A 13041-nucleotide genomic window follows, 5' to 3' on the forward strand; every position below is an offset into this window, starting at 1 on the left:
GGGAGGTGCTACGATGGCCGACTTCGGAGACATTGACGGTCGGTTCGACTTCTTCGCCGTCGTGACCCCGGATGGAAAGATTCCGACGCTCGACGACGCGGAGGCCCTCAACGAGCCGTCCCTCTGGTATACCGGCCCGATCGCATCGCTTTACTACTTGTCCGACTATGCCCTGATCTTCTCCGAGTGGGACGACGCTCGGGCCGATTTTCAGCGATACAAAGACCTCCTGCCTCTAGGCACGTCGATCCGAGCGTTCGGCGTCGCCGTCCAGGAAGTCCTCAACGCCTACGAGGGACTGGAGCTGGGCGGGGTTCCTCGGGCGGGTTCATGAACGGATGCGTCGGGGAGTAAAGGGCTTGTGCCTTGGGTTCCACTCGATGGCCCTCGGGGAACGGCTCTTTTCAAGTCCGAAGCGCAAGCGAGTGAATCTCAACGTGAGAAATCGAAGAGATTTCACTCGCTTGCGCTTCGGGCTTGGATCGGACAGAGGCCACTCCGTACGGTGATCGCCCTAAGGTCACTCGGCGGGAGCTCGCTCGCGTGGATCTTCTCGGGAAGTCGGAACCAACTCCGGGCCTGCAGGATCGGCGTCGTAGACATCTTGCGATCCCCAGCCGAGTTCGTGACGATAATTATGGAAGGAGGGGCGGCGACGGGTCTCCTTCGAATACCCGTCCCGAGTCGTTCCGGACGCCACGCCCAGAGACCTCGGGTTCTCCATCGTCGGCTCCTGTTCCTCCCCCTTAAGCATGCCCCGGGATTGCCGAAACGGGACCGGGCGTCCTCCGCCGTCACCTCTGCCACGAGAAAGGGGCAGCCATGGCCCGACGCAAGACCGCCCGCCCGCTGCCGGCCTGGGTGGGGGACCTTCCGGTCTTCGAACGGACCTTGGCCAATGGCTTCAAAGCCCTGGCCCTGCCAAGAACGCATGCCCCGGTCGTCGTCTGCGACCTTTACTATCCCGTCGGTTCCGTCGATGAGCCGTCGGGAAAGTCCGGACTCGCCCACTTCGTCGAACACATGCTGTTCAAGGGCACCGAACGCTTCCCCAAAGGGCAGATCGACCGTCTGGCCTTCGTCGCGGCGGGGCAGTCGAACGCAGAGACCGGCGAGGACTGCACCCACTACTGGTTCGCCTTCCCCTCTGACCGCTGGGAGCTCGCGCTGGCCGTCGAGGCCGATCGGATGCGAGGCGCCTCCTTCGACCCTCGCGAGGTGGAAGCCGAGCGTCACGTGATCATCGAGGAGAGGGCCCGAGACCTCGACTCCCCGATCGGCCGGCTCGATCAGAATCACCTCGCCCTGGCCTACTTGCGCCACCCGTACCGAAACCCGATTCTGGGTTGGCCCGACGACCTCTCGCGAATCGACGTCGACGACCTGAAGTCCTTTTATCGCCAGCACTACCGACCCGACGGTGCGGTCATGGTCGTCGTCGGCGACATCGACCCCGATCGGGCTCTCGACGCGATCGAGGCGCACTTCGGAGGTCTGGCGCGAGGCGAGTCCGAACGGTCCGGGCTCTCACTCATCGAACCCAGGCAGTTGGGTAGGCGCGACTTCACCCTCGTCGATTCCGAATCGGCCGCTCGGGGACTCTTCGGGTGGCACAGCGTCCCCCGAGGCCACCCCGACGGCCCGGCGCTCGACGTCCTCTCGGATCTGCTCACCTGCGGCCGACGCTCCAGGCTCTGGGACGAGATGGTCGAGGACCGAAAACTCGCGACGTGGATCGAGACCGCGCAGGATCACTCGCGATGGGCCGGCCAGTTCTTGCTCCAGGTCGAAGCGACCTCCGACATCGAGTCGAGGCAGATCGAGGAGGCCATCGCCGAGATCATCGGTCGAATCGCCGAGGAAGGGCCGACCGCCGAGGAGCTGACACGCTCGAGGAACCGGCTCGAAGCCGCCTGGCGATGGGAGCAGGAAGACCTGGCGGGACTCGCCGCAGGCCTCGGGAATTTCGCCCTCTGGGACGATTGGCGAGCCTGGCAAAATGAGCACCGCGCCGCCCTGATCGTCGACCCGGACGACGTCCGCCGAGTGGCCTCGACCTATTTAACCGAGGCGAATCTCACCGTCGGCTGGTCGCTCCCCAGGCCCGATCGCACCGTAGCCGTCCTGATGCCCGCCGAGGCGGTGCCTCGTCCCCCTCGGCTCTCCGCGCCCTCGAGCATCGAGCGTCCCCTCGGCCTGGCCGTCCCTTCGACGGGCTCCAAGCTGACCGACTATCATCCGAAACGCTCGGCACTCCCCAACGGACTCCGAGTCGTCAGCGAACGAAGGCCCGGCACCGGGGTCGTGGCCCTGGAACTGTATGTCGACTCGGGCCTCCTCCATGAGGAGAAGCCTGGGCTGGCCCACCTGACTGGCCGGATGCTCGAGGAGGGGACGACGACTCGATCGGCGGACGAGTTGGCCGAGGCGATCGAGGACGTCGGCGGGTCGCTCGAAGTCGGTGCGACCGGGGCCTCGCTCCGCGTCCGCGCCGAGGACTTACCCCTCGCGATCGAGCTCCTGGCCGACGTGATCCGGCGGCCGAGCTTCCCTGAGGACGCCCTCGCCTGGACGAAGGGACGGATCATCGCCGACCTCCAGGGGGACCGGGACGATCCCGCCTTTCGCGCCGACCTCTTGTTCCGCGGACTCGTCTACGGAGAGCATCCCTACGCCCGGGATCCCCGAGGGACGAGCCGGGAGATTGCCCGACTCGGGATCGAGGACGTCGAGGCCCACCACCGTCGGCTTTTCGCGGCCGATAACGCCTTCCTGGTCGCCGTCGGGGACTACGATACGAGGAAGCTCCAGTCGCTCATCCGGACACATTTCCAGACGTGGCCGGCCGGCGGCAGGACACCGCCGAGCGCCTCTCTGCCGAGTCGATCGACCCGGCCTCGGGTGCGTCGCGTGGCCCATCCCGGTGAGCAGGTCCATATCGTGATCGGCCACCTCGGGATCTCTCGCAACCATCCCGACTTCGATGCCCTCGCGATCATGGACCACATCCTCGGGAGCGGCCCGGGCTTCACCGACCGTCTCAGTCGAATCCTCCGCGACGAGCTCGGCCTCGCCTATTCGGTCGGGGGTGGGATCACCGACTCGGCCGACATCCTCCCTGGGCTCTTCCGGATCTACATCGGGACGATGCCGGAAGAGACCGACCGGGTCGTCGCCGCGATCGTCGAGCAGGTCCGGGCGATGCACTCCGGAGCCTTCTCCGACGAGGAGGTCGACCGTGCTCGTCGATATCTCGCCGGGGCCTGGGTGTTCGACTACCAGACGGTCGACCAGCGCGCCGAACGGCTCCTCGAGCTCGAGCGGTGGGGCCTCCCCCTCGACGAGCCGATCCATTGGCCCGAGCGGATCGCACATGTCACCCCTCGACAGGTCCGACAGGCGGCCAGAGCCCACCTCGACCCTACGGCCCTGACTCGCGTCGAATTCGGCCCGGTCCATAGGAGGGGACAGCGTCCGAGCGCCGAATGCGCCTGACCCCCCCAAAAAATCAACACAATACCACCCTTACAATAACCAAGTGCGACTCATTGGACCGGGCCAATTCCCTTCTCGAATTCCGGGGCGCCCGCACATCTCCTAGTCAATTAAGATGTTTGACGCGGGATATTCGCCCTTTGCGCCTCGGGGTATCTCTGTTACAGATCCGGGCCGAGCGCCCGTCGCGTTGGCGTCGGGAGAAGGTGACAGGCCCGAGGATCTTTCACTACGATGCGCCGATTCTCACACCGAGAAGTTCGAGGTCGAGTCGGGCTGACCGCACTTCGGCGATCGTTGGTGCATGTCGTAAGACTCGTCCTTGCCGGGTGCTTCCTCGCGTCCCTGACCGTCGCGGCCCAATGGGGCGTGCGGCCCTGGGCGAAGGGCTCGGCCGTCACTGCCGCTCGGGTCGATGACCGATTCGAACCGATGCCGACGGTGGTCGAGACGCCGATCAAGGTCGGACGGGTCACGTACGCCTCGGACATCGCGGCGATCTTCCAGGCCAAATGCCAGTCGTGCCACCGTCCCGATCAGGTCGCCCCCTTCTCGCTCCTGTCCTATGACGAAGCCCAGGGGCACGCGGCGATGATCCGAGAAGTCGTCGACCGTCGACGGATGCCTCCGTGGCACGCCGACCCTCGATTCGGGCATTTCCAGAACGACCGGAGCCTGAGCGCGCTCGAGCGGGCCAAGATCTTGACCTGGATCGATCAGGGGACGCCGCTCGGCGACCCGAAGACAATCCCCCCGGCTCGAGAATTTCCGAAGGATTGGAGCATCGGATCTCCCGACGTCATCTTCGAGATGTCCGAGGGCTTCACCGTCCCGGCCCAGGGGATCATCCCCTACCAGTACTTCCGCGTCCCCACCCATTTCACCGAGGACAAGTGGGTCCAGGCGATCGAGGCGCATCCCGGCAATCGGGAGGTCGTCCACCACTTCATCGTCCGGATCGACACCGAGAAGCGCGAGACCAAGCATCACGGGCACCAACCCTACCTCGTCGGATACGCTCCCGGCGACTTGCCCGCGATCTACGAGCCGGGCACCGCGAAGCGAATTCCGGCCGGTGCCGACCTCATTTTCGCGGTCCACTACACACCGGTCGGCACGGTCCAGCACGACCGATCCTCGGTGGGCCTGGTCTTCGCCAAGTCTCCCGTCGAGCACGAGGCCGTGACTCAGGGGATCTCCCAGGAAAAGCTTCGGATCCCTCCCTACGCCGAGGATTTCCCGGTCCGCTCGCAATACCAGTTCCGGCACGACTCCCATATGATCAGCCTCACCCCCCACATGCACCTCCGCGGGAAGAGCTTCCGCTTTCGCGCAACCTACCCCGACGGCCGCTCGGAGGTGCTCCTCTCGGTGCCGCAATTCAGCTTCGGCTGGCAGAGCGTATACCGACTCGCCGACCCAAGTTCGATGCCCAAGGGGACCCGGATCGACTGCCTCGCGCTCTTCGACAACTCGGCCAAGAATCCCGACAACCCCGATCCCAAGCAGACGGTCATCTGGGGCGAGCAAACGTTCGACGAAATGATGATCGGTTTCATCGATTTCTATCGAGACCGACCCGCGAGCCGTTCTCCGCTCGCCAACCGGGCCCGGTCAGGCCGAGGACGAAATCGAAGGCCAAGGCGATACCGACGACCGAGGTCGCGATGATCGACTTCGGCACTTCCTCAATCACTTCTACTGACCATTGATGATTGAATCTCGCGGCAATCCGGGTTTGCGGCCGGTCACATAAGTCCCCGTCCTCACGAGCCAGACGCACGTCTTCTGGTCGAGGGAGGGGAAGACGCCCGGTGTGACAGCCCGGTTCCCAAGTCTTTGGTGGCCCGAGGTGGTTTCCGGGCTCCTTGTGATCAGGACTTGGGCAGTGCGCCCGCCGAAATCGCGCCCCGAGCGTCTTTCTCCCATTTCGGGAGTTGATCCTCGAGGAATTTCCGCAAGGCCGGGCTCAACCGCTTGTCTCGGTGGGCGGCCAAGAGCTTGTCCAGCCTCAAGGCTTCCTTCGCCTCGGTCACGGCGTCGCCCATCATCCCGATCTCGGCGCTGGCCTGTGAGAGCTCGGCGTGGAGCGTGGCGTTGGAGGGATAGAGGATCGAGGCACGTCGCGTGTCGGCGATGATGTTGCTGCGATAGGTCAGCACTTCCTTGGCAGAGAGCTGCGGTCCGAGCTTCGCCAGCAGATCTCGGATGACGAGGGCACGCTGGTGGTGGAGTGCCCAGGAATTCGGGTTGCGAGGCGCCTTTACGGCATCGGCCAGTGCGACGGGGATCGCCTTCCATCGGCGATCGTCGACCTTGGAACCGCGAGCACGCCACTCCTCGAACTTCGAGAACGCCAGACCGAACCAGGGTCGCGAGCTGAACCGATCGAGCGTGTAGGCGCGGACGTAGGCATTCTCCGCCCGTTCGAATTGAGGCGGTCGCGCGCGGAGCGCGGACTCCGCGTCGGCGATTTCCTGATTGGCCCCCCAGACGGGGAAGATCGCCCCGAAGTAGGATCCGATCACCGCCGACCAGACCATCGAGACGCCGAAGGCAGGAAGGCGTCCCCCGACGTCGCGAAGCTGGCCGCAGGGGCGATCTTCTCGAAGATTCAGGCCGAGCGCGACCGAGACCCACAGCATCAGAGCAACCGGGCCGATCCCAATCCCGCCAGCTGCCAGGAGGTTGACGACCATGGCCACCGACCCCGCCGCGAGGCCGATGGCCGGGAGGGGAAGCCGACGCCAGAGCGACATGCCGCAGAGGAGGGCCCCGACCCAGGCGGTCCCGAGGATCAACCAGCGAGAGAAGAGGTCGCCCATGAACGGGTTGAGCTGACCGAGGATGACCACCATCAGCAGCCCGCCCGCCCCCGACGCCACGAGCCAGGTCGCATGGCGGGGAGGCTCCGAAGCCGGAAGGCCCGAGGGTCGCACGGCATCACCTTCGGCGGCAACGGAGGACTCTTTCGAACGCCCGAAGAGATCGACGAAAGCAAACCCCAGCGCGAGGACCAGAGCCACCATCGCGAGCGTGCCCGCCGTCGCCCAGACCTCGAGAACCAGGTTGTGCGGGTCGAAGATTTCTTCGCTCGCCTGCGGGAGCTTGTAGCGGAGGTACGACGCCGTGAAGTTTCCGGGGCCGTGCCCCATCCAGAAGGCTTGCGTGTTCTCGGTGATCACCCGCCAGGCGCCGACCCAGTATTCGCCTCGGTAGCGGAGCGACATGGGGGATTGCGTCAGGACCTCGCGGTCGAGCCGGCCGGTCGCCAGGCCGCCGACGATGAACAAGGCCAGGAGCGCGAGCCCTCCGAAGCCGGCCAGGAGCAAGACCCGGGCGGAGACCCGTCGACTTTCGCGAATGGCGAGGATGGCAATGGCCACAGCTAGCCCGATCCAGGAGCTCCGACTCTTCGTCAACATGAGGCAGACGGCCACGATCAACGCGGGGACCAGCGCGATCGCCAGGCTCGCGAGCCGGGAACCCTTCCCCTCTCGCCTCAACAGGTTTTCCCAGCCGACCGTCAGCATCACGACCAAGGGCACGACCAGGAACCCCGCCAACGAATTGGCGAGTGCAAACGTCGAGATCACCTCGTTTGAGCCGATCAACCGATTTTCAAAGAGGACCTGACTCGGGGTCCCGGGCACGACCCCGGCGCTCTCCAGAACTTGGAGCTTGTTCGCGGCGTAAAAGGCCCTCATCTGAGGGAACTCGACGCCGACTTGATAGAGCCCGTACACCGACACCGCGACCGCGGTGGCCACGAGCGCCCCGGCCAGTGCGGTCGACTCGCTCGATGTCCGAGGCAGGTTGCGGACGAGCAGGTACATGACCCCGATCGCGGCCCAATCCCAGGCCAGGTTGATCGCGATCCGGCGGTCGTAGGCCTGGGTCGAGCTGAGGCCGACGAGCAGCATCAACGCGATCATGGCCCCGTCGGCCTTGGACCACCGGAGGCGAAACGTCCCGCCGATAAGGGCTGCGGCGAGCGCGAATCCGGCGGCGATCAGGACCGCGAGGTCCCAGCCCAGTGCGGCCACGGCCTCGGCCTTGACGTCGGGCTCGCCCGGCCAGTAGGCACGCGTCGTGATCAGCGCGGCCGCGAGGCCGAGGGAGAGCCTCCGGGCCCGCTCGCCAAGCCAGGCGGCGAACTCGACGTCGCCGTCAACGGGCGAAGGCCGACCCGACGTCGACTTCGGGTTAGGGAGGACCGTCGGGCCCGTGTTTCGCCTCGCCATGGACTCGCTCCGGTCGTTTCGCCGAGACTTCCAGGATGGCCACCACACCTAGCAGGCACGCCGACTGCCCGGCGACCACGCACGCCCCCACCGCGTCCAGTTGATGGAGCAGGAGCGCCCCCAGCCCGCTCGCCAGGGTCACCAGATCAATCGTCCGGACCGCCTGCGGCGGAGTCAAGCCGCGCTCGACCAGCCGGTGGGAGAAATGACGGCGATCCCCCAGGAACGGACTCCGCCCCTCGCGGAGGCGGATCACGATCACCGAGGTCGTGTCGTAGAGCGGGACCGCCATGACCAGGAGGGGGGCCAGGACGCTCCAGGGCGAATGGCCAGGCTCGTATCGATAATAGGTCCCCGCCACCGTCATCGCCCCGAGGAGGAACCCCAGGAAGTTGCTCCCGGCGTCCCCCATGAAGATTCGAGCGGGGTATCGGTTGTGGACCAGGAATCCCCCCAGGGCCCCGACCAAGACCAGGAGCACCGCGGGGACGAACAGGCTCGAAACGGCGATCTGAGCCCCCGCGAAGAGGAGCGCGGCGATCAGACCGACGCCGGCGGCGAGGCCGTCCATGTTGTCGAGCATGTTGAAGGCGTTGGTCAGCCCGACCACCCAGAGCACCGTGACGCAGCCGCCGACGACCGGGTGCGTGAACGGCCAGAAGAGCGTCACGTGGACCCCGAACACCACCAGGAGGGCCGCGAGCCCGACCTGGACCCCGAGGCGGAGTCGCCAGGGGAGTGCGAACCGATCGTCGATCAATCCCATGAACATCACGACCGTGGCCAGGGCGAGGACCTGCACGAGCTCCAGCGCTCGACCTCGGATCCCTCCGAGATGCCTGGCGAGGATCTCCGGGAGCGCGGGGCGGCCGAGTTCGGCCACCAGGAATCCGAGCCCGATCACCACCACGGTCGCGAGCCAGATCGCCAGGCCGCCCCCGAGCGGCGTCGGCGTCCGGTGACCTTTGTGGCCCCCGGGAGAGTCGATGAGCCCGATCCGGGGAGCCCATCGACGCAGCAAGGCGCAAAAGGACGAGCTCAGGACGAAGGCGAGCCCCACCAAACCGAGGCCCACCACGACCAGCAGGAAAACGTCCCCGGACGTCATGAGTAACGTCCTTGGGGCCGGGACTCAACGCGAGCAGGGCGACACATGTCGACGTCAATTCCCACAGGATTTCGTAGGGTGGGCACGGCCCGGATCATCGCCGGGAAAGGCTGGTGGACGGCGCCCACCCCACATGACTCTCCAGGGCCTATTGGCACAGGACCCCGGTCTTTAAGAAAAGACCGGGGTTGGGGAGAAAGACTCAGGCCGGCGTCGAGACGACCCCGGCGCAGCGTTCACACAAGGTCGGGTGGTCGGCATTCCGACCGACGGTCGGCCGAAGATTCCAACACCGCTCGCACTTGCCGTGGGTCGACTTCCGGGCGTGGATCCAGACGCCCGCCAGCTCGGGCAGGTCCACCGCCATTTCGGGGCGTGCCCCGCCGACGTTGACCTCGGAGACGATGCAGAGGGTCTCGAGGAGCCCCTTGGAGGACTCGAGCGTCGCAAGGTTGCGAGGGTCCTCGCTGCCAATCTGGACCGACGCCTCCTGGCTGCTCCCAATCACCTTCGCGGCTCGGAGCTTTTCCAGCTCTCGGAGGATATCCGCCCGGATCGCGGTCAACACGTGAAAGTCGTGCGAGCCGTGGCCACCCGAGCTGTTCCAGGCGGGATCGGGCTCGGGCCACTCGGCCAGGTGGACGCTTTCCGTCTTGCCCGCCGAGTTGGGGACGAGGTCCCAGAGCTCCTCCGCCGTGTGCGGAATGATCGGTGCCAGGAGCCTCGTCAGGACGGTGTGCAGCCTCGCCATCACGAACTGGGCGGCCCGACGGTCGGGGCCGTCGGGGGCCTCGGCGTAGAGTCGATCCTTGAGGACGTCCAGGTAGAAGCTCGACAGCTCGACCGAGCAGAACTGATAGATCCGCTGGAAGACCCGGTAGAACTCGAAGCTCGAGTACGCGGCCTTCACGTCGAGGATCAGCCGATTGAGCTCCTGAAGCGCCCAGCGGTCGATCGCGTGCAAGGTCTCCGGCGGCACTTGGCTGTGGTCGGTCTTCGCGTAGTCCTCGAGATTCCCGAGGAGGTAGCGGAACGTGTTCCGGATCTTGCGATACGCCTCCGACATCTCCTTGATGCCGCGCTCGCTCATGCGGATGTCGTCGGCGTAGTCCATGCTGGAGACATACAGACGCAGGACGTCGGCACCATACTGCTCGGTCGCCTTGACGGCCGAGATCGTATTGCCGACCGACTTCGACATCTTCTCGCCCTTGTCGTCGACGACAAACCCGTGCGTCAGCACCGTCTCGAACGGGGCGCGGCCCGTACTGCCGACGGCCGTGAGGATCGACGACTGGAACCAGCCTCGATGCTGGTCGGAGCCTTCCAGGTACATGAACGCCGGGAAGCCGAGCTCGAACCCTTGCGCGAGGACGCCTCGGTGGCTCGACCCCGACTCGAACCAGACGTCGAGGATGTCGCCTTCCTTGCGGAAGTCGGAGCCGCCACACTTGGGGCACGCCGCACCGGGGGGGAGGAGCTCCGCAACAGACTTCGTGTACCAGGCATCGGCCCCTTCCTTGCGGAAGAGGTCGCGAAAGTGGCGGACCGTCTCGGTCGTCAGGAGCTGCGTGTCGCAGGAATTGCAACCGAGGGCCGGGATCGGGACGCCCCAGGAGCGCTGCCGGCTGATGCACCAGTCGGGCCGGAGCGTGATCATGGCGTCGATCCGCGACTTGCCCCATCCGGGGAGCCAGCGCACGGAGTCGATCTGCTTGAGCGTCCGGCCCCTGAGGTCGTCGTGGTCGATGGCGATGAACCACTGCTCGGTCGCCCGGAAGATCACCGGCTTCTTGCAGCGCCAGCAGTGAGGGTAGCTGTGCGAGAAGCTGAACTCGTGATAGAGATGCCCCGACTCGCGGAGCATGGCGATGACGAGCGGATTCGCGGCGAAGACCGGCTTCCCCACGAGCGAGGCCGGCGCCTCGTCGGTGAACCGTCCGGAGGCGTCGACCGGGCTCAGGGTCGGGAGCTGATAGGCGCGGCCCGTCTGATAGTCCTCACCGCCGTGGCCGGGCGCGGTGTGGACCAGGCCGGTCCCGTCCTCGACGGTTACGTACTGGGCGAGCACGACCGGGCTCGTACGCTGGATGAAGGGGTGGTGGTACTGCGCGTGCTCGAGGTCTTTGCCCTTGCAACGGCCCAGCTCGACGAACTCGGTGATCCCTCGAAAGGCAAGGACCTTGGCCACGAGGTCGACGGCGAGGATGGTGTGGACGTCCTGGCCGCTGGTCGGGTCGACGTAGCGGATCCCCGCATAGTTGAGCTCGGGGTGTGCGGCGATCGCGACGTTGGCGGGCAAGGTCCAGGGTGTCGTCGTCCAGATCATCGCGTGCCAGGGGCCGGGGCCCCAGGACTCGGGCACGCCGGAGACGACCGGGAAGTTGACGTAGATGCTCGGCGAGGTCTCGTCCCGGTACTCGAGCTCGGCCTCCGCAAGCGCGGTTCGGTCGGTCATGCACCAGTGGATCGGCTTGAGCTGCCGGAAGACGTAGCCCCCTTCGAGGAGGTCGCCCAGGACGTCGAGGATGCCGGCCTCGTAGCGAGGATCCAGGGTGAGGTAGGGGTTCTCCCAGTCGGCCGAGACGCCGAGCCGGCGGAACTGGGTGCGCTGGAGATCGACCCACTTCAGGGCGTCGGCCTGACACAAGGCGCGGATCTCGGCGACGCCCATCGCCGCGGCCTTCGAACCGAGATCCTTGACGACCTTGTGCTCGATCGGAAGGCCGTGGCAATCCCAGCCAGGGATGTAGGGGCTGTCGAACCCTTGCATCGTCAAGGAGCGGACGACGATATCCTTGAGCACCTTGTTGAGGAGGTGCCCCATGTGGATCTCGCCATTGGCATACGGCGGACCGTCGTGCAGGACCTTTCGCGGCCTCCCCGCGCGGGCCTCGCGAATCTTCGCGTAGAGGTCGGCCTGCCGCCAACGTTCCTGGATCTTGGGCTCGCGGACGGTCAGGTTCGCTTTCATCTCGAAGCGGGTGACCGGTAAGTTCAACGTCTCTTTATAGGGCTTCGCGTTGGTAGACATGGCCGTTGCTTCTTGACAGTGAGGCCGTCGGACGAGGTCCGAGACCGGGAATGTGCGAATAGGTCGGGCCCGAAGTTCATCGACCGCCCCGGTTCGACTCGGGTTGAGGTTACCGTAAGAACCCCGACGACCACTCGAGTGTCCCGGTACCTCCGCGGTGAAATAGGTCGCTCAGGCGTCCAGGCGTTCGAGGACCTTGGTGACGATCGTCCGGAGCTTCGCCTCGGCCTCGCGTGCGACGGCGATGATCTCCTCGACACTCACCGGCACCAGGGCATCGGGAAGGCAAAGGTCCGTCACAATCGAGAACCCGAGGACACGGAGGCCGGCATGGACCGCGACCAGGACCTCGGGGATGGTCGACATCCCGACCACGTCGGCGCCAATCGCCTTGAGGAAGCGATACTCCGCCCTCGTCTCGAGGTTCGGCCCGGTCACCGCGACGTAGACACCGCGATGGGCGACGATGTTCTCTTCGAGGGCCACGCGCATCGCGAGTTGTTGAAGGCTCCTATCGTACGGCTCGCTCAGGTCCGGGAATCGGACGCCGAGCCGCTCGTCGTTGGGGCCGATCAACGGGTTGGCGTTGAGCAGGTTGATGTGGTCATCGATGACCATGAGGTCGCCCTTCGCGTAGAGCGGGTTCAGCCCGCCCGCCGCATTCGAGACGACCAGGAACTGGCAACCCAACTCCTTCATCACCCGGATCGGGAACGTCACCTGCGCTGCCGTATACCCCTCGTACAGGTGGAACCGCCCCTCCATGGCAACGACCGACTGCCCGGCGAGGGTCCCGCAGACGAGCTGCCCTCGATGGCTGGTGACCGTCGACCGGGGGAAATGCGGAATGTCGGGGTAGGGGATGACCGCTTCGGCCGCGATCTCTTCCGCCAGGGCCCCAAGCCCGGTGCCGAGCACCAAGCCGACGCGAGCGTTCCCCTTCCAACGTGCTCGGACCGCCTCGGACGCTTCCCGTACCTGGTCCCAATCGTGGTATGTCATGATCGAACTTCGTCGCTCGCCGAATCGAGATGAGAGGGATGACGTCGAGGCAGGGTGCCTGCGACCCTGAGGCCGGGACGGCCGATCGAGACAACTCCCCAGCCTCCTTCGAGGAGGAGGTGGAAGGCGAATCGTAGAACTTCCGCTCCGGGATTGTC

Annotated in this window: 7 protein-coding genes; 3 read left to right on the plus strand and 4 right to left on the minus strand. The window is 65.8% G+C overall.

Annotated features, from left to right (window positions below; translation table 11 throughout):
- Positions 1-13: 13 nt before the first annotated feature.
- The 3 genes from ACYOEI_RS16345 (at position 14) to ACYOEI_RS16355 (ending at position 5166) form a co-directional block, all read left to right on the plus strand.
- On the plus strand, positions 14-334 hold the full coding sequence (locus ACYOEI_RS16345; RefSeq protein WP_462850592.1) for a hypothetical protein: 321 nt from the start codon (positions 14-16) through the stop codon (positions 332-334).
- A 488-nt stretch (positions 335-822) separates the two neighbouring features.
- On the plus strand, positions 823-3495 hold the full coding sequence (locus tag ACYOEI_RS16350) for a M16 family metallopeptidase (protein WP_462850593.1): 2673 nt from the start codon (positions 823-825) through the stop codon (positions 3493-3495).
- A 300-nt stretch (positions 3496-3795) separates the two neighbouring features.
- Positions 3796-5166, plus strand: a complete 1371-nt coding sequence (locus ACYOEI_RS16355) for a c-type cytochrome (protein WP_462850594.1) — start codon at positions 3796-3798, stop codon at positions 5164-5166.
- Positions 5167-5369: 203 nt separating this feature from the next.
- Here ACYOEI_RS16355 and ACYOEI_RS16360 read toward each other — a convergent pair whose 3' ends face one another.
- The 4 genes from ACYOEI_RS16360 to ACYOEI_RS16375 form a co-directional block, all read right to left on the minus strand.
- Positions 5370-7739: an O-antigen ligase family protein gene (locus ACYOEI_RS16360; protein WP_462850595.1), complete on the minus strand. Its 2370-nt coding sequence runs from the start codon at positions 7737-7739 to the stop codon at positions 5370-5372.
- On the minus strand, positions 7702-8847 hold the full coding sequence (locus ACYOEI_RS16365) for an MraY family glycosyltransferase (RefSeq protein WP_462850596.1): 1146 nt from the start codon (positions 8845-8847) through the stop codon (positions 7702-7704). Before ACYOEI_RS16365 ends, ACYOEI_RS16360 begins: the two co-directional genes overlap by 38 nt.
- 202 nt (positions 8848-9049) lie before the next feature.
- Positions 9050-11881: an isoleucine--tRNA ligase gene (gene ileS, locus ACYOEI_RS16370; RefSeq protein ID WP_462850597.1), complete on the minus strand. Its 2832-nt coding sequence runs from the start codon at positions 11879-11881 to the stop codon at positions 9050-9052.
- Positions 11882-12052: 171 nt separating this feature from the next.
- Positions 12053-12883: a purine-nucleoside phosphorylase gene (locus ACYOEI_RS16375; protein WP_462850598.1), complete on the minus strand. Its 831-nt coding sequence runs from the start codon at positions 12881-12883 to the stop codon at positions 12053-12055.
- Positions 12884-13041: the final 158 nt, after the last annotated feature.

It is taken from the genome of Singulisphaera rosea (assembly GCF_054877945.1).